Origin of the sequence: Dietzia lutea (genome assembly GCF_003096075.1) — a bacterium.
GTDB lineage: Bacteria > Actinomycetota > Actinomycetes > Mycobacteriales > Mycobacteriaceae > Dietzia > Dietzia lutea.
The window spans coordinates 1455393-1477154 of the sequence record NZ_CP015449.1 but is presented as its reverse complement, the minus strand read 5'-3'; the positions used below and the strand labels follow the sequence as shown (position 1 = coordinate 1477154).

18 protein-coding genes are annotated in these 21762 nt (G+C 73.5%); 2 read left to right on the top strand and 16 right to left on the bottom strand.

The annotated features are described in order from the left end of the window. The first annotated feature begins 51 nt into the window (after positions 1-51). The gene (locus A6035_RS06645) at positions 52-1122 is read left to right on the top strand and encodes a hypothetical protein (protein WP_244192563.1); all 1071 of its coding nucleotides are present in this window, start codon (positions 52-54) and stop codon (positions 1120-1122) included. 83 nt (positions 1123-1205) lie between these two features. Here A6035_RS06645 and A6035_RS06640 read toward each other — a convergent pair whose 3' ends face one another. Continuing rightward, positions 1206-1697, bottom strand: a complete 492-nt coding sequence (locus tag A6035_RS06640; RefSeq protein ID WP_108847131.1) for a WKL family lipoprotein — start codon at positions 1695-1697, stop codon at positions 1206-1208. Between the two features lie 162 nt (positions 1698-1859). Between A6035_RS06640 and A6035_RS06635 the strand changes: the two genes are divergently transcribed. Beyond that, positions 1860-2927 carry an asparaginase gene (locus A6035_RS06635; protein WP_244192562.1) on the top strand — a complete coding sequence of 356 codons (1068 nt, stop codon included), beginning with the start codon at positions 1860-1862 and terminating at the stop codon, positions 2925-2927. Between the two features lie 214 nt (positions 2928-3141). Here the strand turns inward: A6035_RS06635 and A6035_RS06630 are convergent, their stop codons facing one another. The 15 genes from A6035_RS06630 to mraY form a co-directional block, all read right to left on the bottom strand. After that, entirely contained in the window at positions 3142-4602 is a 1461-nt protein-coding gene (locus A6035_RS06630) for a DNA polymerase IV (protein WP_108847129.1), read from the bottom strand. 52 nt (positions 4603-4654) lie between these two features. Beyond that, entirely contained in the window at positions 4655-7879 is a 3225-nt protein-coding gene (gene ileS, locus A6035_RS06625; RefSeq protein ID WP_208635566.1) for an isoleucine--tRNA ligase, read from the bottom strand. Positions 7880-8162: 283 nt separating this feature from the next. Further along, positions 8163-8375 carry a hypothetical protein gene (locus A6035_RS06620; RefSeq protein ID WP_108847128.1) on the bottom strand — a complete coding sequence of 71 codons (213 nt, stop codon included), beginning with the start codon at positions 8373-8375 and terminating at the stop codon, positions 8163-8165. A gap of 152 nt (positions 8376-8527) precedes the next feature. Further along, positions 8528-9499, bottom strand: coding sequence for a DivIVA domain-containing protein (locus A6035_RS06615; RefSeq protein WP_108847127.1), 972 nt, complete (start codon positions 9497-9499; stop codon positions 8528-8530). A gap of 178 nt (positions 9500-9677) precedes the next feature. Next, on the bottom strand, positions 9678-9965 hold the full coding sequence (locus A6035_RS06610; RefSeq protein WP_108847126.1) for a YggT family protein: 288 nt from the start codon (positions 9963-9965) through the stop codon (positions 9678-9680). Between the two features lie 70 nt (positions 9966-10035). Then, entirely contained in the window at positions 10036-10728 is a 693-nt protein-coding gene (locus A6035_RS06605) for a cell division protein SepF (protein WP_108847125.1), read from the bottom strand. Between the two features lie 75 nt (positions 10729-10803). Beyond that, the gene (locus tag A6035_RS06600; RefSeq protein WP_108847124.1) at positions 10804-11532 is read right to left on the bottom strand and encodes a YggS family pyridoxal phosphate-dependent enzyme; all 729 of its coding nucleotides are present in this window, start codon (positions 11530-11532) and stop codon (positions 10804-10806) included. Positions 11533-11579: 47 nt separating this feature from the next. After that, entirely contained in the window at positions 11580-12302 is a 723-nt protein-coding gene (gene pgeF, locus A6035_RS06595; RefSeq protein WP_162533988.1) for a peptidoglycan editing factor PgeF, read from the bottom strand. Between the two features lie 11 nt (positions 12303-12313). Beyond that, positions 12314-13522 (bottom strand): cell division protein FtsZ, encoded by a 1209-nt coding sequence (gene ftsZ / locus A6035_RS06590; protein ID WP_108847123.1) that lies wholly within the window; start codon positions 13520-13522, stop codon positions 12314-12316. A 212-nt stretch (positions 13523-13734) separates the two neighbouring features. Then, positions 13735-14748: a cell division protein FtsQ/DivIB gene (locus A6035_RS06585; RefSeq protein ID WP_244192561.1), complete on the bottom strand. Its 1014-nt coding sequence runs from the start codon at positions 14746-14748 to the stop codon at positions 13735-13737. Positions 14749-14761: 13 nt separating this feature from the next. After that, a complete protein-coding gene (murC, locus tag A6035_RS06580) occupies positions 14762-16168 on the bottom strand; it encodes a UDP-N-acetylmuramate--L-alanine ligase (protein ID WP_244192592.1) in 1407 nt (468 codons plus the stop codon). Positions 16169-16221: 53 nt separating this feature from the next. After that, a complete protein-coding gene (gene murG, locus A6035_RS06575) occupies positions 16222-17364 on the bottom strand; it encodes an undecaprenyldiphospho-muramoylpentapeptide beta-N-acetylglucosaminyltransferase (protein ID WP_108847121.1) in 1143 nt (380 codons plus the stop codon). Next, positions 17361-19070, bottom strand: coding sequence for a putative lipid II flippase FtsW (ftsW, locus tag A6035_RS06570; RefSeq protein ID WP_108847120.1), 1710 nt, complete (start codon positions 19068-19070; stop codon positions 17361-17363). The genes murG and ftsW overlap by 4 nt, the downstream gene beginning before the upstream one ends. A 5-nt stretch (positions 19071-19075) precedes the next feature. Further along, positions 19076-20653 (bottom strand): UDP-N-acetylmuramoyl-L-alanine--D-glutamate ligase, encoded by a 1578-nt coding sequence (murD, locus tag A6035_RS06565; protein ID WP_108847119.1) that lies wholly within the window; start codon positions 20651-20653, stop codon positions 19076-19078. Positions 20654-20667: 14 nt separating this feature from the next. Further along, on the bottom strand, positions 20668-21762 hold the full coding sequence (mraY, locus tag A6035_RS06560) for a phospho-N-acetylmuramoyl-pentapeptide-transferase (RefSeq protein ID WP_108847118.1): 1095 nt from the start codon (positions 21760-21762) through the stop codon (positions 20668-20670).

Sequence of the window (21762 nt, the reverse complement as noted above, 5' to 3'; positions counted from 1 at the left end):
GGGTGGGCGACCCCGGCAGCGACGGGCGGGCGACCCTCTAGGCTCGGGGCCGTGGACCCGCGATCGACCGTCACCCCCGGCCCCTCCCGACCCGCCCGCCGCGAGCGTGGCGGCGACCGAGGACGGGGTGGCCGCGGCGGCTCCGGTCGGCGCCTTCTCGCCGCCGCGCTGGCGGCCACCCTCGTGGCCGGCACCGCCGCGTGCGCCGACGACGACGCCGCCGATCCCGCCGCCACGGAGCAGGGGACGTCCGCCGGGGCGGGGGCCGCCGCGGACCCCGACGCGCAGGCGCTCGAGCCCGAGGTGAGCGTCGACCCCGGGCCCGCCCCCACCGTCGAGTTGGTGGACGCCGGGCAGGGCGAGCGGCGGGTGCTGGCCTACGCTCCGTCGCTCGAACCGGCGGTCGTGGCCGTGACCCGGGCCGCCACCGCCCGCACCGAGGTGCCGGGTTCCGAGCCGAGGGTCGACGACACGCCGGAACAGACACTCACCCTGGAGGGGCGTTCCGAACCGGACGTCGACGGCGCACAGCGGGCCACCGTCACCGCGCGCGAGTTCACCTCCGTCGACGACCGCCGATCCGCACAGTTCGCCACCGCGCCCGGTTTCACCGTCACGTGGACCCGCAGCGCCGACGGCGTCATCCGCGAGCTGTCACTGGCGGCGCCGGCAGGTGCGACCGACGCCGCCCGCGCCGGCGTGGAGATCACCGCCAACGCGATCTCGGACGCGACCGTCGCGTTCCCCTCCGAGGAGATCGGCGTGGGCGCGCGGTGGACGGTCACCCGGCAGGTCGACGACGCGGTCGCCCCGACCCGGGTCACCACCTACGAGCTGGTGGAGCTCGACGGCGACGTGGCCACCGTCCGGGCACGCACCGAGGCACCCGATCCGGAGGACACCCTCACCGCGCCCGCGCCCGACGGCGGGCCGGGCGTCACCCTGGACGTGGAGTCCTACGAGGTCTCCGGCTCCGGCGAGCTGACGGTCGACCTGCGGGCCGCCCTGCCGGTGGGCGGAACGACCGAGTCCTCCACGCGGACCGCGTACGTCGACCCGGATTCCGGGCGACGGTCGACCTACGAGGAGGACTCGGGCCTGAGCTTCCGCACGGTGGGCTGACCGCCGGCGCTGCGCCCGGCGGACAGGGGGCGGTGGTCAGCCCGCGATCCGCGGCGCCGGCGCGGCGCCCGGCGGTCGCCGGATCAGGCAGCGGCGCAGGTGGCCGGCGGCTGGAGCCCGGCGTTGGTGATCAGCGCGCAGGCGAAGGACTTCTGCAGCTGCCACTGGCCGTTCTGGTTGATGAACTGCGCCTGGACGTTGATGTCCTCCTGGCCCGGCTGGGTGATCACCGCGTTGGCGATGAGCGTGCCCGGGATGTCGCCCTCCGCGACGCCGGTGATCGTCACGCCGGCGCCCTGCTCGGCCTTGAGGGCGGCGATCTGGTCGAAGATCTCGGGCGCCTCGGCACCCCCCTCGACGAGGTCGACCTTCTCCTCCACCGGAACCGCGGGGTCGGACGCCCGGTCGAGGAGCCCGGTCAGCTCCGCGGCGGTGGGCACGGTGGCGGTCTCCTGCGCGCTCGTGGTGGGCGCGGGTGCGGTCTCGCGCTCATCGTCTCCACCCCCACAGGCGGCGAGACCACCCATGGCGAAAGCGGTCAGGGAGAGAGCGGCGATGGTCCGTCGAAGACTCACGCGGGGTCCTTTCGTCGAGATGAGGGGCACCGGGCATCCGGCGCCGAGCCGGTCCCGGCTCCGGGCCGTGTCACCGGCCCAACGAACACTCGTCGGCCATTGTTCCATCGTCGGCGGCCCGGGTGTTTGACGACGAGCCGCCCGCACAGCACTGTGGACCGGGTGACCAGCGCCCAGACCAGCACCGATACCCCCCACATCGTGATCTGCACCACCGGCGGCACGATCACCGCGTCCACGACGCCCGAGGGCGCAGTAGTGGCCGGGGATTCCGATCCGGCCACCGCGGCGATGCTCGACGAGCTCCGGGCCGTGCTGCCCGGCGAGATCCGCGTGAGCGCCCGGGCCGTCCTGGACGCCGACTCCTCTACCTTCGGCACCGCCGAGTGGGATCTGGTCGTCGACACCGTCGCGGACGTCCTGGCCGACCCGGGAGTGTCCGGAGCGGTCGTGACCCACGGAACGGACACCCTCGAAGAGACCGCGATGGCCCTCGACCTGCACCATTCGGACCCGCGGCCCGTGGCGCTCACGGGCGCGCAGCGTCCCGCCGACCACCCCGAGGCCGACGGGCCCGCCAACCTGCTCGACGCGGTGCTGTTGGCCGCCGACCCGGTCTCCCGCGACCTGGGGGTCCTCGTGGTGCTCGGGCGGGCGATCCTGCAGGCCCGCGGCGTGCGCAAGTGGCACACGACCGACCCCGTCGCCTTCGCCCGTAACTCCCCCGACCACCCGGTGGAGGACCTGCCGCCGGAGCTCGAGCGCCCCACGCTGGCCGGGCGGGCCCGGTTCGCCGGAACCCGGGTCGACGTGGTCGCCTGCCCGCCGGGCTCCGACGCCGCGGCCCTGAACGCCTGCGTCGCCGCCGGCGCGCGCGGGCTGGTCCTGGAGGGTTCGGGGTCCGGCAACCTGCCGCCCCTGGTCGCCGACGCGGTGGCCCGACTCGCCGAGGACCGACCCGACATCGTGGTGGTGGCCTCCAGCCGGGTGCCGCGGGGCGAGGCGACCGCGACGTACGGCGGCCGGGGCGGCGGTGCCGAGCTCGCGGCCCGCGGGGTGCTCTCCGCCGGCTACCTGCGCTCGGGGCAGGCCCGCGTCCTGCTGGCCGCTCTCCTGTCCGTCACCGACGGGGCGGATGACGATGCCGACGCCGACGTCAATGTCGACGCTGACGCGGATGCCGCGGCGCGGGTCCGACGCGAGTGGTCGAGGTACCACCTCTACAACTGACGGGCAGCCCTCCAGCAGCCCGGCCGGGCCGCCAGCCGCTCGCGGCGCCGGTCGAGCGGATGAACGGCCGCCCGTCACCATGGCGTCTCGCGCGCACCGCGGAGAGGGCGAGACGCCATGCCGAGGAGCGGCTGGGTCCGGAGCGCGCATCCGCGCACGCGAGACGCCATCGGCAGGAGCGGCTGCAGCTGGGCCGGGCGGCCCGGCCGGGGTGTCACCAGCCCAGGGAATCCAGTGGATCCGCGGGCTCGAGCGCCGGATCGTCCTCGGCGAAGGTGCGCATCCGGCCCGGCCCGGTCACGGCGGTCTCGAACCGCACCGAGACCCGCCCGTGCCCCGAGCCCTGCACCCAGCCGTGGCCGAACTCCGGGTGACGCACGTCCGCACCCGTCTCGAACCGCCGGTCCTCGCCCCGGCGCCACGCCCCGATCGCCGGGAGCTCCCCCTCACCCGTCCCCGCGGCAGCCCCCGCGCCCGTGGGCCCCGACCCGGCATCGGCCGGCTCGGACTCCTCCGTGGTCACGGTGGTGCCCACACCGACGATGTCGGGCAGGTCCTCGTCGTCGTCGGCCCCCGCCCCCGGTCGCGCACCCAGAGTGAACTCCTGCTCGAACAGCGCGTCCTGGTGGAAGTCCGTCAGGCCCGCCACCCCCACGCCCAGGAGGCGGATCGCGCCGAAGTCCACCGGATCCGGCGCCAGGGACCTGGCCACCGCGATGATCGTCTCGAGCGAGGTCGTGCCCTCCGGCAGCGTGTACGAACGGCTGATTGACGTGAAGTCCGAGCGCTTGACCTTCACCGTCACCGTGCGGGCGGCACGCCCGTCGCGCAGCAGCCGCCGGTGCGCGGCCTCCGCCGCCCGTCGCACCGCCGCGGTCACCTGGCCGGGCGTGGTCAGGTCGGCGGCGAAGGTGCTCTCCGCGCTGATCTGCTTGGCCTCGGCCCGCTCGTGCACCGGCCGGTCGTCGTACCCCCGCGCGATCCGGGCGATCGCCGGGCCCACGGTCTTGCCGAGCGCGTGCGCCACGTCGTCGTCGTCCATCGCCGCCAGGTCCCCGATCGTGGTGACCCCGAACTGCGCCAGCCGCTCCCCCGCCACAGGGCCCACGCCCCACAGGCTCCGGACCGGCAGCGGGTGCAGCACCCGTTCGTGATCGCGGCGCGCGACCACCGTGACCCCGTCCGGCTTGGCCAGCTCCGAGGCGATCTTGGCGTACTGCTTGCCCGCCCCCGCACCGACCGAGGCCGGCAGCCCCGTGGCCTCGCGGATCGCCGCCCGCAGATCCTGCGCCCACCGCCGGGTGCGGTCCACGTCCGCTCCCCGCAGCTCGGGCGGCTCGAGGAACGCCTCGTCCACGGACACCTGCTCGACCACCGGCGCGTGCTCGGCGAACACCTCGAACACCCGGCGGCTCAGCGCGCGGTACACCGGCATCCGCGGCGAGACGAACACCGCCGACGGGCCGACGAGACGCCGGGCCTGGTGCGACGGCATCGCCGACCGCGCCCCGAACGCCCGCGCCTCGTACGAACATCCCGCCACCACGCCGCGGCCGCCCTGTCCGCCCACGAGCACCGGCCGACCCCGCAGGGTCGGCCGGGTGAGCTGCTCGCAGGAGGCGAAGAACGCGTCCATGTCGACGTGCAGGACCCAACGGTCCTGCCCGTCGGTCACCGCCGCCTCCGTCGGATCACGACCGCGTCCGCCAGGGTCGGGTCCGGGCCGATCAGACCCGGGCCAGCGTCATCCGGACGCCCTCGGCGAGCTCCACCGCGTCACCCTCGGCCGCGTTCAGGCCGTCGACCACCGCGAAGTCGGTCGCCAGCACCTCGGCGGCGATGAGCTGCGCGTGCCGATCGGCCCACTCCCGGCGATCGGCCGGCACGGCCATCCGCACGCGGATGCGGTCGGAGATGTCGAACCCGGCCGCGCGGCGCGCCTCCTGGATCTCGCGGATGCGGTCCTTGGCCCAACCCTCCGCCTCGAGCTCCTCGGTGACCGTCAGGTCCAGCACCACCAGTCCGGCGCCACCGGGCAGCGCGGCCGTCGACTCGGGATCGGCGGCGACGAGGCGGTGCTCGTACTCGCCCTCCTGCAGCTCGATGCCACCGGCGCTGACCACCCCGCCGACCTCGGCCCAGTCGCCGGTCTTGGCGGCCTTGATACAGGCCTGGACCTGCTTGCCCAGCCGCGGGCCGGCGGCGCGGGCGTTGACCGCCAGCTCCATCCGGCCGTGCGCGGCCACGTCGCTGGTCAGGTGGACCTCACGGACGTTGACCTCGTCGGCGATGATGCCGGTGAACGGCTCGAGCCGCTGGGCGTCCGGCATCGCCACGGTGAGCGAGTTCAGCGGCAGACGCACCCGCAGGTGCTTGGCCTTGCGGATCGAGGACACGGTCGAGCACACGTCGCGCACGGCCTCCATCGCCTCGACCAGCGCGGCGTCGCGTGGCAGCTCGTCCGCGGCCGGCCAGTCCGCGAGGTGCACCGACTCCTCGCCGGTGAGCCCGGTCCACACGACCTCGCTCATCAGCGGCAGCAGCGGCGCGGCGAGCCGCATGGTCGTCTCCAGCACCGTGTACAGCGTGTCGAACGCGTCGCTCGAGTCCTGCCCGCTGTCCTCGCCCGCCCAGAACCGGGACCGCGACCGACGCACGTACCAGTTGGTCAGCGCGTCGGCGAACAGGCGCAGCTCGTCGCACGCGGCGGCGAGGTCCGTGGCGTCCAGGGCCTCGGTCATGGCGTCGCGGGTCGAGGCCAGCCGGGACAGGATGTAGCGGTCCAGGACGTGCTGGGAGTCCGTGCGCCACGTCGCCCGGCGGGAGGCGTACAGCTGGAAGAAGCTGTACGAGTTCCACAGCGGCAACATGGCCTGGCGGACGCCCTCGCGGATCCCCTGCTCGGTCACCACGAGGTTGCCGCCCCGCAGGATCGGCGAGCTCATGAGGAACCACCGCATGGCGTCCGAGCCGTCGCGGGCGAACACCTCGTTGACGTCCGGATAGTTGCCCTTGGACTTGCTCATCTTGAGCCCGTCGTTGCCCAGGACGATGCCGTGGGCGGCGACGTGCGTGAACGCCGGGCGGTCGAACAGGGCGGTGGCCAGCACGTGCAGGGTGTAGAACCAGCCGCGGGTCTGCCCGTTGTACTCGACGATGAAGTCGCCCGGGTTGTGGGTCTCGAACCACTCCTTGTTCTCGAAGGGGTAGTGGACCTGAGCGAACGGCATCGACCCGGACTCGAACCAGCAGTCGAAGACGTCGGCGACACGCCGCATGGTCGACTTGCCCGTCGGGTCGTCCGGGTTGGGTCGGGTCAGTTCGTCGATGTACGGCCGGTGCAGGTCCGTGGGCCGGACGCCGAAGTCCCGCTCGAGCTCGTCCAGCGAGCCGTACACGTCCACGCGCGGGTAGGCCGGGTCGTCGGACTCCCACACCGGGATGGGCGCGCCCCAGTAACGGTTGCGGTTGATGTTCCAGTCCCGCGCACCCTCGAGCCACTTGCCGAACTGGCCGTCACGCACGTGCTCGGGCATCCACGTGATGTGCTCGCGGTTGAGCTCCGCCATGCGGTCCCGGAACGCGGAGACCTTGACGAACCACGCGGGCAGCGCCATGTAGATGAGCGGCTGCCCCGAACGCCACGAGTGCGGGTAGGAGTGCTCGATGGTCTCGTGCCGCAGCAGCCGGCCCGCCGACCGCAGATCGCGGGAGATGTGGGCGTTGGCGTCGAAGACGAGCTGGCCGGCGTACGGCGGCACCTCGGAGGTGAACTTGCCGTCCGGGCCCACCGGGATGACGAGCTCGATGCCCGCGGCGTCGCAGGCCTCCTTGTCCTCCTCACCGAAGGCCGGGGCCAGGTGGACGATGCCGGTACCGGACTCGGTGGAGACGTAGTCGGCCGCGAGCACGACATGGGAGTTCGGGTGCCCGGCGAAGAAGTCGAACGGCGGGGTGTAGCGCAGGCCCACCAGCTCGGAGCCCTTGACGGTGGTCTCGACCTCGGCGTCGTCACCGAACTCGGCCGCGTAGACGCCGCGGCGCGCCTCGGCCAGCACGAACGCGCGGCCGGCGAAGGGCCCCGAGTTGACCCGCACGACCGAGTAGTCGATCTCGGGGTGCACGGCGGCGGCGAGGTTGGACGGCAGGGTCCACGGCGTCGTGGTCCACACGAGGGCCTCGGCTCCGTGGAACGGGCTGTCCTGCGGCGCCTCGAGCGGCAGCCCCACGGTGACGGCCGGGTCCTGGCGCATCTTGTAGGCGTCGTCGAGCCGGGTCTCCTGGTTGGACAGCGGCGTCTGCTCGTACCAGGAGTACGGCAGGACGCGGAAGCCCTTGTAGACGAGGCCCTTGTCGTAGAGCTGCTTGAAGGCCCACAGGACGGACTCGGTGAAGTCGATGTCGAGCGTCTTGTAGTCGTTCTCGAAATCCACCCAGCGGGCCTGGCGGTGGACGTACTCCTCCCACTCGTCGGTGTACTGCAGCACCGACTTCTCGCAGGCGGCGTTGAACTCGGCCAGGCCCATCTCGAGGATCTGGGACTTCTCGGTGATGCCGAGCTGCTTCTCGGCCTCCAGCTCGGCCGGCAGTCCGTGGCAGTCCCAGCCGAAGCGGCGCTCCACCCTGTAGCCGCGCATGGTGCGGTAGCGCGGGATGACGTCCTTGACGTAGCCGGTGAGCAGGTGGCCGTAGTGGGGCAGGCCGTTGGCGAAGGGCGGGCCGTCGTAGAAGACGTACTCCTCCGCGTCCGCCCGGTTGCGGATGGACTCGCGGAAGGTGTCGCGCTCGTCCCAGCGGGCGAGGACCGTCTCCTCGAGGGTTGGGAACGAGGGGGTCTGTGACGTGGCGCCGCCGGTGAGGTCGACGATCGGGTACGCGCTGCCGGTGGCGCCGGCCTCGGCGTCGCCGGACGCCGGGTCGGCGGACTCGCGGTTCACGGGCTCGGTGCTCATGGGGCGGACTCCTCGCATACGGGGCCCGCACGAGTTCGCATCCGTGGGGCCGGTCAGGCCTGCGCTCGGGGACGATCCGGCAGCGCCCAGCGCGCCACCGTCCGCGGTACCACCCCGTTTGGCGACGACGTGCGACGCCCACTCGTGGGTCGGGCTGTGACGGGCTCCCCCGTTCGGTTCTACTGAGCGGACCCCGAAAGCGGGGCCGTGCCGTTCTTCCGAGCGCTCCCCGGTGATGGCCGGATCATCGCGCGTCCGGCTCGGGGCCGGACGGTGTCCGATGTTACCCGTCGGCCCGGACGTCCGCCTCTCCCGAGGACTCTCGGGTGCGGATGTCGCGGTCACCGCGCCCCTGGATGAGGTCGATCACCAGCAGCAACAGCCCCAGGGCTCCCACGACGATGCACGCCCAGGCCCACCCGATCTGACCGGTCGCGACCGCGGCGACGAGAAAGCCGAAGCCGAGGATCGTCAGTCCGAGCGCGGCGACGAGCATCCGTGCCTCCTGGTGCGGTGCGTGGTGACAGGGGATGCGCGCCACGCACCGTGGCGCGCACCTCGTGCTTTGAATATACGTCGGTCCCCGCACCCTGGGCAGGGGCGGGGACCGTTCGCGCCGCGCGGATCGGGCGCGTCACGCGTGGTGGGTCAGTCGGCGCGGTGGCCGCCGTCCTTCTTGGTCGCTTGATCGGCGGCGCCACCGGCGGCACCGGCGTCGGCGGGGGCCGCCGGGGCGGCGGAGCCGGTCTTGCCGAGCTCGGCGAGCTGGTTCTCGAGGTAGCTGGTGAGGCGGCTGCGGTAGTCCTTCTCGAACGTGCGCAGCTGATCGATCCGGCTCTCCAGCACGCCGCGCTGCTGGTTGATGGTGGCCATGATCTCGGTGTGCTTGCGCTCGGCGTCGGCCTGCAGGGCGTCGGCCTTCGCCTGCGCCTCCTTGACCTGCTGCTCGGAGCGCGCCTGGGCGTCCTTGACGATGCCGTCGGACTTGCTCTTGGCCTCGGCGAGGAGCTTGTCGGCCTCGCGGCGGGCGTCGCCGACCATCTTCTCGGACTGCGACTTTGCGTCGCTGACCAGCTTCTCGGACTGCGTCCGGGCGTCGCCGACCAGGCGGTCCGACTCGCTGCGGGCCTTGGCCATGAGCCCGTCGGACTCCTTCTTGGCCTCGCCGGTCAGACGGTCCGCCATCTCCTGGGCCATGGCCAGGACGCGGGCGGCGCGCAGGTGGGTCTCGTTGTTCGCGGCGCCGTCGTCCTCGCTCTTGCTGAGCGACGGGGTCGCGGCGGCGGGAGCGGGGGTGGTGGGCGCGGGAGCCGGGGCCGGGGCGGGCGTCGGCGCGGGGGTGGGCGCCTGGGCCTGCGCGGCGGGGGCGGCAGGGGCGGCGGCACCCGATCCGCCGCCGGAGGACTTGCCGGCCTCGTCGGCGGCCTTGCGCGCCTTCTCGAGGTCGCGGGTCAGCTCCTCGACCCGCTGCCGGAGGTCCTCGTTGTCCGAGACGAGTTCCGCGAGCTCCGTCTCGACCAGGTCCAGGAACTGGTCGACTTCGTCCTCGTTGTAGCCACGCTTGCCGATCGGTGGCTTGGAGAACGCGACGTTGTGCACATCGGCTGGTGTCAACGGCATGGGATACCCCTCGTGGTCGTCTCGGGTGCCGGCCCGGCGTTCTCGCACCGGACCCACGACTTCATTACTACCTTAACGGTGGCCAATCTAGTCACAACCGGCCCGCGCGTCACCAGCGGCCGTGGTCCGGGTCGGTGAGCCGGGGCCGCTGTGCCGGCCGCCGAGCGGCCCGGTCGCTCTAGATGAAGGCCAGGATGACGACCCGCAGCACCATGAGGATGATGAACAGGACCAGAACCGACAGGTCCAGGGAGACCTGGCCGAGGCGGACCGGCTTGATGACCTTGCGCAGCGCCTTGACCGGCGGGTCCGTGATGGTGAACAGCCATTCCAGCACCACCGCGAGGACGCCCCTCGGCGTCCAGCTGCGGGAGAACGAGGCGATCATCTCCACCACGATCCGGCCCAGCAGCAGGAACCAGAAGACCTCGACCACGTAATAGAGGACCAGCAGAATCAACGTCACGCTTCAACACTACTGTCCCGGGCCGCCGCGGCGCCCGAGGGCACCCCGTCCCCGCCGACGGGCCGGTCGGTCAGCGGCGGAACGCGCCGTTGACGGCGTCGCGGACCTCGGCCTCGGTGAGGTCCATGCCGGCGGGCTGCAGGAGGAAGGTGCGCTCGCGGTCGGCGACCTTCTCCATGCGGCCGTCGAGGCCGAAGACGAGGCCGGCGGCGAAGTCGACCATGCGGCGGGCGTCGCCGGAGGCCATCGTGGACAGGTCCAGGACGACGGCGCGTCCGGCGCGGAAGTGCTCACCGAGGCTCTTGCCGTCACCGAAGCCGCGGGGGCGCTCGACGACGGTCTCGGGCACGGTGACGAGACCGTCCTCGACGAAGTCCTCCTCCGGCGCGAGGGCGACGGCGCCGCGGGTGGCGGGCACACCGCGGAGGTTGGCGCGCGCGCCGGCCTCGGCGGCGTGGTAGCGGCGGGGGCGCGGGGCCGGCTCCTCGACGGGCGCACGGCGGGCGGCGGGGCGCTCGTCGACGGGGTCGAGGTCCGCGACGCGGGAGCGGGGCGCGGGCTCGTCGAGGTACCGGTCGGCGGCGTAGCCGTAGTCGTCCCGGCGGTCGCGGGCGACCGGGCCGAGGTCGTCCGTGTCGTGCATGCCGCGGCCGACGCGCGCGTCGTGGTGGACGGGGCGGTCGTAGTCGTCCAGGTACTCGTCCTCGTACGCCGCGACGGGCGCCATTCCGAAGTACTCCTTGAACCGGGCGATTGCGCTCATCTTCCGGGACCTTCCTGGTAACGGGGTCGTCGCGGGCGTGTTCTTCGCGGGCGGGTGTCCCCGCGAGGCTGGATCTCAAACTACTGGTCGGGGGCCGAGGATCGCCGTTCCGACACGCACGCAGGTGGAACCTGCCGCGATCGCCTCCTCGATGTCTCCGGACATGCCCGCGGAGAACTCGACGGCGTCGGGGTGCCGGCGCCGCAGGGCGGCGGCGACCTCGGCGGCGTCGGCGAAGTGGGCGGCGGGATCGCCGGAGAGCGGGGGCACCACCATGAGCCCGGCCAGACGGAGGTGCCCGAGTCCGGCGACGTGGTCGGCCAGGGCCGGCAGGTCCTCGCGGGTGACCCCGCCGCGCGAGGTGTCGCCGTCGAGGCTCAGCTGGAGCAGGACGGGCAGGGGCGTGACGCCGTCGCGCTCGTCGGCGGCCCGGGCGCGGCCGCGCTCGAGCCCGTTCGCCACCTTCTCGGAGTCCACCGAGTGCACCCGGTCGGCCCACCCGGCCACGGCGGCGGCCTTGTTGGACTGGATGTGTCCGACCATGTTCCAGCGCACCGCCGCCGCCAGCCCGGCGTCGGCGGCGGCGAGGTCGTCGACCTTGCCCGCCGCCTCCTGCACCCGGTTCTCGCCGACGTCGCGCACCCCGAGGCGGGCGAGGTGGAGCACGTCGGTGACGGGATGGAACTTGGTGACGACGACGAGGTCGACCTCGTCGGTCCGGCCCGCGGCCGCCCGCGCCGCGTCCACGCGTTCACGGGTCTCGGCCAGCCGCGCGGCGAGTTCTGTGGCCCTGGTGTCGGTCATGTTCGCCCTTTCGTCTCCCGGTCCGGCGGGTCGGCCGGCCCGGCCTGCTACACCTGCCGCCAGATCACGCTGGCCTGGCGCCCGGTCCGCCCCTGTCGACGATAGGAGAACAGGGACTGCTCGGCGATCGTGCAGCGGGGGTCGGAGTCGACGCGCGTCACGCCGAGCCCGGCGAGCTGGCGGGTGATGCCCTTGCGCAGGTCCACGCCCGCGGTGCCGGCGACGGTGCGGGTGCGACTGCCGGGCAGGGCGGCCTCGACCTCGTCTGCCAGGTCGTCGGGCAGCTCGTAGTGCTCCCCCGCTGCCGCCGGGCCGAGGAGCACGGTGATCCGTTCCGGACGTGCCCCGAGCGAGGCCATCGCGCCGATGAGGTGGGGGACGATCCCGCCGACCGCGCCCACGCGGCCGGCGTGCACCGCCCCGATCACGCCTGCCTGCTCGTCCGCGGCGAGCACCGGGACGCAGTCGGCGGTGAGGACCGCCAGCGCGAGGCCCGGCCGGTCGGTCACGAGTCCGTCCGTGGCGGGGACGGGCCCGCCCGTCGGCCTGGTGACGCGGGCGATCCGGGTGCCGTGGACCTGGTCCATCCACACGATGTCCGTCGCGGGCAGGCCGAGTCGGCGGGCGAGCCGCGCGCGGTTGGCGGCCACGGAGGCGGGGGCGTCACCGACGTGGTCGCCGAGGTTGAACGAGTCGAAGTCTCCGGTCGACGCGCCGCCGCGGCGGTCGGTGACCACCCGGCGGACGCGCCCCGTGCCGTTGGGCGTCACGGGGCGGCGCGTCAGTGCCGCATGAAGGGCGGGACGTCGATGTCGTCGTCCTCGTCGCGGCGACGGGACGACGACGAGGACGAGCCCGTCGAGCTCGCGGACGACCCGCCGGAGCCCGCGTAGGCCGACTCCTCGCGACCGCGACCGCCGAGGGGCGTCGATCCGAGTTCCGAGGCACCGCCGGTGTCGCCGGAGGCGCCGGGGACCGACTCGTCGTCGTCGAGGTGATGGCGGCCGCGGCGCGGCTGGGCGGCACCGGCGGTGACCGGGCGCGACCCGCCCTCGAACCCGGCGGCGATGACGGTGACGCGGACCTCGTCGCCGAGGGAGTCGTCGACGACCGTGCCGAAGATGATGTTGGCGTCGGGGTGCGCCTCCTCCTGCACGAGGGAGGCGGCCTCGTTGATCTCGAACAGCCCCAGGTCGCTGCCGCCGGCGATCGACATCAGGACACCCTTGGCGCCCTCCATCGTGGTCTCGAGCAGCGGCGAGTTGATGGCGGCCTCGGCGGCCTTGAACGCGCGGCCCTCCCCTCGCGAGGAGCCGATGCCCATGAGCGCGCTGCCGGCGCCGGACATGACGCCCTTGACGTCGGCGAAGTCGACGTTGATGACGCCGGGCGTGGTGATGAGGTCGGTGATGCCCTGCACGCCGTTGAGCAGCACCTCGTCGGCGGTCTTGAACGCCTCCATCATCGACACCCCCGCGTCGCCCAGCTGCAGGAGGCGGTCGTTGGGGATCACGATGAGCGTGTCGCAGGCCTCGCGAAGGGCGTCGATGCCGGCGTCGGCCTGGCCGCCGCGACGCTTGCCCTCGAACGAGAACGGACGCGTGACCACGCCCACGGTGAGGGCGCCGAGCTTGCGGGCGATGGCCGCCACCACGGGCGCGCCGCCGGTGCCGGTGCCGCCCCCCTCGCCGGCGGTGACGAAGACCATGTCGGCGCCCTTGAGCACCTCCTCGATCTCGTCCTTGTGGTCCTCGGCGGCCTTGCGGCCCACCTCGGGGTCGGCGCCCGCGCCGAGCCCGCGGGTGAGCTCGCGGCCCACGTCGAGCTTGACGTCGGCGTCGGACATGAGGAGGGCCTGCGCGTCGGTGTTCACGGCGATGAACTCGACGCCCTTGAGTCCCTCGTCGATCATCCGGTTGACCGCGTTCACGCCGCCGCCGCCGATGCCGACGACCTTGATGACTGCGAGGTAGTTGTGGGGTGAGCTCATCGAGGCCCGGCCTTCCTATGGGGGTGTCGTGCTCGGTTGCGTGCTGTCTCGACGAAACGTTCCGTGGACCGTGAAGTCTCACCCTCTAGTTGAGGGTTAAACTAGCTGGTCAGAGGCGGTTTCTGCCGTCGGAACACCACGGTAGGGCTACCGGCCCCGCGCGTCCACGAGGCTCGCGGGCGTGTCGTGCGTACCGGGCCGTCGGCGGCGCTCTAGCGGGACGTCGGCAGGGCCGGGTTGGACACGTTCCAGATCTGTCCCGGCTGCTCGAGCACCATCTGCAACGCCACGGCCTTCTCCCGGTCGCGGCCGGCCGCTCCCCACTCGACGACCCGACCGTCGGCGAGGGTGAGCACGATCGACGCGGGGGTGTCGACCTCCACGGCGGTGATCTCCTGACCGGCCGTGCCGCGCACCTCGGCGAACACCGTCGCCAGGTCGCGGACCACCGCCGGCAGTTCGCCGCGGGCGTCCTCCCCCACCGTGAGCACCGGCGTCCCCGGCGGGACCTCGCCCGGGCCGAAGTCGATGCCCTGGGCGTCCACGAGACGCTGCTCGCCGTCGACCTCCACCACCACGAGGGCGGTGCGCTCGACGAGTTCGATCCGCAGTCCCGACGGGTAGTCCCGCTTGACCGTCACCTGATCCACGCGCGGGATGCCCGCCACGCGCCGGGCGACCGCGTGGGTGTCGACCTGGAGCAGCGGTGTACCCGGTGCGACGGCCGCGCGCTCGGTGACGACCTCCGCGGGGATCGTCCGGGTGCCCTCGACGCTCACCTCTCGTACGGAGAACACCGGCAGGAAGTACAGCGCGATGTAGCCGAGCAGCACCACGACCAACGCGATGCCGAGCCCCGCGTAGATCCGGTTGGTCCGCCGACGGCGGCGCCGCAGGCGGGCGCGCACGGCCGGGTCGGAGTGACGGACCCGCTCGTCGGAGCGGCGCAGGTCGGCCGCGGCGCGCCGGCGGTCCGGGTCGTCGGTGGGCGGGGTGTCCGACGCCGGCGCCTCGGTGGGCGCCTCGGTGAGCGGCGGCCCGGGTTCGGCCCCCGGCCGGTCCGCGTCGGGGGCGACATCCGGCGCACCGGGCGCGCGCTCGGCGTCCGGGCCTCCGGGGACGCCACGGTCACCGACACCGCCGGGCACTCCGCGATCCTCGGGTGTGTCGTGGCCGTCGGGGTCGCGGTCGTCGCGGTCGCGAGGAACGCCGGGCTCGTCGGTCACCGCGCGGCCCTCCTCACGGTTCCCCACCGGCGACGATCCGCGGGCCGAGGGTGGTGATGTCGCCGGCGCCGAGGGTGAACACCACGTCGCCGGGCCGGAGGATCCCGGTGACCGTCGCCAGCGCGCTGTCGAGGTCGGGCACGTGGTGGACGTCCGCGGTGACGTTCCGGGCGATGAGTCCGCCGTCGACGCCGGGCTCGGGTTGCTCCCGCGCCCCGTAGACGTCGAGGACCACCACCTCGTCGGCCAGCGACAGCGCGCGGCCGAACTCCTCGGCGAAGAGCCGGGTGCGCGAGTACAGGTGGGGCTGGAAGACCGCGACGAGCCGACCCCCGTCCGCCTCGACGATCTCCCGCGCGGCGCCGAGCACCGCGGCGACCTCCGTGGGGTGGTGGGCGTAGTCGTCGTAGACACGCGCCCGCCCGTCACCGACGGCGGCCTCGCCCTTGGGCTCGAAGCGTCGACCCACTCCGCCGAACCCGGACAGACCGGCGAGGAACCCGTCCGCGTCCAGACCGTCCGACCCGGCCACCTCGCGGGCGGCGAGCAGGGCGGCGAGGGCGTTGAGCGCCATGTGCTCGCCCGGGGTGCCCACGTGCAGCTCCCCCTGCGACTCGCCGTCGAGGGTGAGCCGGGCGCGCGTGCCGTGGGAGTCGACGGTGATCCCCGCGAGCTCCCCCGCCACCGGCAGATTGGTCATCGGGCCGTCGGCGGTGCGATACCCCACCACACGGACGCCCGCGGCCGCGGCCCGACGCGCGCGCTCGGCCGCACCCTCGTCATCGACGCACACCACGAGCGCGCCCGTGGCCGGGATGCGGGCGAGGAAGGTGTCGAAGACCTCGTAGTACGCCTCGGCGGTGCCGAAATGGTCAAGGTGGTCGGGTTCGGCGTTGGTGAGGATCACGACGTCGGGCTCGTAGTGCACGAGGGAGCCGTCGGACTCGTCGGCCTCGGCCACGAACACGGGGTCGGCGCCGCCGCGCGCGTTGGTGCCGAACTGCAGGACGGTGCCGCCCACCGCGAACGACGGGTCGGACCCGGCGGAGAGCATGCCCGCGATGAGCATCGAGGTGGTGGAGGTCTTCCCGTGGGTACCGCACACCATGATGGAGCGGCCCGCCCGGGCGAGGCGCCCGAGAACCTGCGACCGGGTGACGACCGGGATGCCCGCGGCCCGCGCCGCGACGAGCTCGGGGTTGTCTGCGGGGATCGCCGCCTTGGACACCACGACGATCTGCGGTGGTGAGTCGAGGGCCTCGAGGGCGTCGGCGTGGTGGCCGACACGCACGACGGCGCCGCGGTCGGCCAGCGCGCGCAGGTCGGCCGAGTCGCGGGCGTCACTGCCGGAGACCGCCACGCCGTGATCGAGGAGGATCCGCGCGACGCCGGACATGCCCGCGCCGCCGATCCCGATCATGTGGACGCGCTCGAGCGTGGCCGGCACGGAGTCGGTGCCGGGGGTGGTGGTGGTCAACGCGGGGCCTTTCCGGCGGCGTCCAGCGCGATGCGCGCCACGACCTCCGCCGCGTCTCGCGAGCCGCCGCGGACGGCGGCCTCGGACATCATCTGGAGCCGGTCAGGGTCCAGCGCGAGCGGCAGGACCTCCGAGCGGAGGTGGTCGGGCGTGAGGTCGGCGTCCTCCACGAGCAGGGCCGCGCCGCCGGCGACGAGGTCGCGGGCGTTGAGAGCCTGCTCGCCGTTGCCGTGGGGCAGCGGGACGAACACCGCGGGCAACCCGACGGCGGACACCTCGGCGACGGTGATGGCGCCCGACCGGCACAGGACGAGGTCGGCGGCGGCGTACGCCAGGTCCATGCGGTCGAGGTAGGGCACGGTCAGGTACGGCGCGCCGCCGGCCGGTACGACCGGGGCGTCGTCGACGTTCTTCGGACCGACCGCGTGCAGGACGCCCACGCCGGCCCGGGAGAACTCCTCGGCGACGGCCGCCATGGCGGTGTTGAGCGACCGCGCGCCCTGGGAGCCGCCCACGACGAGCAGGACGGGCCCGTCGGGATCCAGTCCGAAGGTCGCGCGGGCCTGCGCCCGCAGAGCCGCGCGGTCGAGGGTCGCGACGGCGCGCCGGACGGGGTTGCCCACGACGCGGGCGTCGAGCCCCGACCCGGTGACCGCGGCGAGGGTCGCGACGGCGAACCGCGCGCCGAGCTTGTTGGCGATCCCCGCGCGCGAGTTGGCCTCGTGGACGACGATGGGCACGCGGCGACGCGCGCCCCCGGACGCGGGACGCAGTGGCGCGGCCGCGGCGAGGTACACGGGCACGCAGGCGTACCCGCCGAAGCCCACGACGACGTCCGCGTCCGTGCGCCGCAACACCTCGCGTGCCCCGCGCACGGCCCGGACGAGACGCCCGGGCAGGCGGACCAGGTCGCCGCCGACACTGCGCGGCAGCGGGACGGGGTCGACCAGTTCGAGTGGCACGCCCCGCTTCGGGACGAGGTCGGTCTCCAGGCCGCGCGGGGTGCCCACGGCCGTGACGCGTGCGGTCGGGTCGAGGGCGGTGACGGCCTCCCCCACGGCGAGCGCGGGCTCGATGTGGCCGGCGGTGCCGCCGCCGACCACGAGGACCGAGGGGCCGCCGGCGGGTGCCGCGCTCATCGCTCGCGTCCCCGGTGGATGGGGCTGGGCCGGCCGGCGCCGGGGCTCTGGCGGCCCCCGGCGTCGGGGGCCGGGCGGCGCGGTTGGCGGCGCTCGGCCTCACGTCCGCGGACGGGCCGGGCCGTGCGGCCGGTCATCGCGGTCGCGCCGCGCCGACGCTCGCGGGCGGCGTCGGCCGGGATCGGCATGGTCTCGTACGCCGGCGGCCGCTGTGCACCGCGCGGCGGACGCGGCACGGGGGCCGGCTGGGCCGAGCGGCGGGCGCCGGCGACCCGGTCACGCGGCGCGGGCCCGCCGGGTCGGGCCGGCTGACGGCGCGTGACGGGGTCGCCGTACCGCCGGGCGCCCTCACTCGAGCGACCGGGCGCCGACGAAGCGGGGACGGGTCGCTCGAGCCTGTAGGGGCGCGGGTCGGGCAGGGCGAACCACCGGTGCCGGCGGCGGTTCGGGGAGCTGAGGATCGCGGAGATGGCCTCCGGCTCGTGCCGGGCGCAGTTGGCGAGCAGCCCGAGGGAGGTGAGCGTGACGACCGCGGAGGTACCGCCGTTGGAGATGAGCGGCAGCTGCAGGCCGGTCACCGGCAGCAGTCCCACGACGTAGCCGATGTTGATGAACGCCTGAAGGACGATCGTCGCGGAGATGGTGCCGGCGAGCAGGCGGCGGAACGGGTCCACCGAACGCATGGCGATCCGCATGCCCACCCAGCCGAGGGTGAGATAGAGCGAGACGACGACCGCGGCGCCGAACCAGCCGAGCTCCTCGCCGATGATGGCGAAGATGAAGTCGTTGGTGGCCTCCGGCAGGTAGAACCACTTGGCGCTGGACTGGCCCAGGCCGACGCCGAACAGTCCGCCGTCGGCCAGGGAGAGCATGCCCTGGTACGACTGGTACGCCGCGCCCTGGGGGTTGGAGAAGTCCCCGCGGAACGTGTCGAGGTAGGTGCGGATCCGTTCGAAGCGGTAGGCGAACGCCACGGCGAGGACGCCGAAGACGACGACACCGACGGCGATCACCCACGCGAAGTGCCGCGCGGGGTACCCGGAGAACCACAGGATGCACAGGAACGCGATGGTCACCGAGGTCGCCATGCCCAGGTCCGGGGCGACGACGACGAGGACCGCCACGACGAGGTACCCGACGACCGCCGGGAAGAGCAGGTCCAGCCAGTAGCCCGTCCGCATGCGCTTGGCGACCACGGACGACGCCCAGATGATGAGGGCGAACTTGGCGATCTCGTTCGGCTGGATGGCGAAGAACCCGAGGTTGATCCACCCGCGCGAACCGTTGATCTCCATCCCGATTCCCGGTATTAACACCGCCACCAGCAACCCCGTGGACACCAGCAGGAGCGGGAACGCCGCGGCGCGAACCAGTTCGGCCCGTACGCGCAGCGCCCCGAGGAAGCCGATCCAACCGATTGTGACGAACAGCGCCTGGCGCAGGAAGATGTCGAACGGCGTGCCGCCGCCGGAGAACGCCAGCACGTTGGAGCTGGACAGCACCATGCCGAGGCCGATGACCGTGAGCAGGGCCGTGACCACCATGACCACGTGGTACGAGGTCAGGGGCGCCCGGCTGATGGCGGCCAGGGGCGCGGCGATACGCCCGAGCAGGTCCGGCCGATCGGCCCGGTCGGCGCTCTCGGCCCTGTCGGGCCCGCCGGCCATGTCGGCCCGGTCGTGAGGTGCCTTGTCTCGCAGTGCCATAGCCCCTACCTCCCGGCCACGCGGCCGACGGCGAGGACGAAGCTGCGCCCCCGGTGGCCGTAGTCGGTGAACATGTCCATCGACGCGGCAGCCGGGGCGAGCAACACGGTGTCGCCTCCGGTGGCCATCCGCGCGGCCTCGGCGACCGCGCGGTCCATCGTCTGCTGCGGCTCGTCGGGACCCGCAGCGTCGTCATCGTCTCCCGAGGCCAGCTCCACTACGGGCACCGTCGGCGCGTGTCGGGCCAATGCCCCGGCGATCCGCCCGCGGTCGCGACCGATGAGGACCACCCCGCGCAGGACATCGGCGACCTCGGCGACCAGTGGCTCGACGTCGGCGCCCTTGAGCAGTCCGCCGGCGATCCACACCATCGGCCCGCCCGCGAGCAGCGAAGTGCGGGCGGCGTGGGGATTGGTGGCCTTGGAGTCGTCGATGTAGGTGACCCCGTCCACGACTCCGACCGGTTCGGCGCGATGGGCGCCCACCGTGAACGAGCGCAGGGCCGCGGCCACGTGCTCGGCCCGCGCGCCCACGGACATGGCCACGGCCGAGGCGGCGAGTGCGTCGAGGACGCCCGCGGGCCCGGCCGGGCGCACGTCCGCGGCCGGCAGCAGCGCCACCTCGTCGTCGTCATCGCGATCGTCGCCGTCGTCACCGACGTCGCCCGAATCGCCGCCACCCGCGCCGATCCGCGCGGTGAGCACGCCGTCGACCACGCCGCACTCCCCCGCGGCGGGCGCGCCGAGGCGCACCCCGATACGCGTCGCGGCGGGCGCGTCGGCGAGCAGGCGCGCGGCGATCTCGTCGTCGGCGCCGGCCACGGCCACCCGGCCGGTCAGGACCTGCGCCTTGGCCGCGGCGTACGCCTCCATGGACCCGTGCCAGTCGAGATGGTCCTCGGCGACGTTGAGCACCACGCCCACGTCCGGCCGGCAGCTCGGCGCCCAGTGCAGCTGGAAACTCGACAGTTCGGCCGCGAGCACCTCCACGCGCGGCTCGGCCAGCAGCACGTCGGTCACCGGCAGCCCGATGTTGCCGCACGCGCGCGCCGCCATGCCCGCCTCGAGGCAGATCGCCTCGAGCATCGAGGTGGTGGTGGTCTTGCCGTTGGTGCCGGTCACCGCGAGCCACGTGCGACGCGGACCGAACAACTCGGCGGCGTCGGCGCGCCACGCCAGCTCCACGTCGCCCCACACGCCGATCCCGGCGTCGGCGGCGGCGACCAGCAGAGGCGAGCCGGGCCGCCAGCCCGGGCTGGTCACGACCAGGTCGATACCGATCCGGTCGACCCCTCCGGCTCCACCGGCCCCGCCGACCGGCCCGCGCGGGGCGGCCAGCAGCTCGGCAGCGCGGTCGAGGTCGACGCCCTCGCACGCGACGCCGTCCGGCAGCGCCTCCCGCAGGCGCCCGATCGCCTCGGGGCGCGAGTCGGCGACCACGGGCTCGGCACCCAGCGCGTCGAGGATGCGCACGGCGCCCGGCCCGGACACGCCCGCGCCCAGGACGAGCACGCGTGCGCCGGCGAGCCCGCGCACGTCGAGGTCCCGAGCGGCCGCGCCGGCTGTGTGGGTCGTCTCCGTCATCCCGCTCACCCCTGTCATCCCGCCGAGCTCGCGAGCCAGTCGCCGTAGAACAGCGCGATCGCCAGGCCACACGAGATGGCCACCAGCAGCCAGAACCGGATCGTCACCGTCGTCTCGGCCCAGCCGCCGTTCTCGAAGTGGTGGTGGATGGGCGTCATGCGGAACGGGCGGCGCCCGGTGGTGCGGAACGCCGCGACCTGGATGAGCACCGAGACGAACTCGATGACGAACACCGCGCCCACGACGACCATGAGCAGCTCGGTCCGCGACACGACGGACACGCCAGCGACGATGCCGCCGAGGAACATCGAGCCGGTGTCGCCCATGAAGATCTTGGCCGGCGCGGCGTTCCACCACAGGAAGCCCAGGCACGCGCCGAGCGCGGCCGAACACACCACGGCGATGTCCAAGGGGTCGCGGACCTGGTAGCAGCCCGACAGGTTGACGCCCTCGGCGGTGGAGAAGCAGGAGTAGCGGAACTGCCAGAAACTGAACACGACGTAGGTGCCCATGACCATGGCCATGGAGCCGGCGGCGAGGCCGTCGAGCCCGTCGGTGAAGTTGACCGCGTTGGACCAGCCGTAGACGAGGATGACTATGAAGACGAGGAAGACGACGACGGGGAACGTCACGGCCACGAAGTCCCGCACGTAGCTCAGCGACCGGCTGGCCGGGGTGAGCCCGTCCGGGTTGCGGAACTGGAGGACGAGGATGCCGAACGCCAGGGCCGCGAGCACCTGTCCGACCGTCTTCGACAGGATGCCCAGGCCCTTGTTCCGGCGCTTGAACACCTTGAGGCCGTCGTCGATCATGCCGACCACCGCCAGCGCCGTGGCCAGGCCGAGGATGAGCAGGCCGGAGGCGGTGAACCCGCCGCCGCCCACGGTGAACTGGCCGATCAGCCCGGCGACGATGTAGCCGAGCCACACGGCGGCGAGGATCGCGAGACCGCCCATGTTGGGTGTGCCCCGCTTGCTCATGTGGGACTGCGGGCCCTCGAGCCGGATCTCCTGCCCGTAGCCGTGGCGGCGGAAGTAGATGATGAGCATCGGTGTGAGGAAGATGCTCACGACGAAGCCGACGATGCCGGCGACCATGATCTGGGTCAT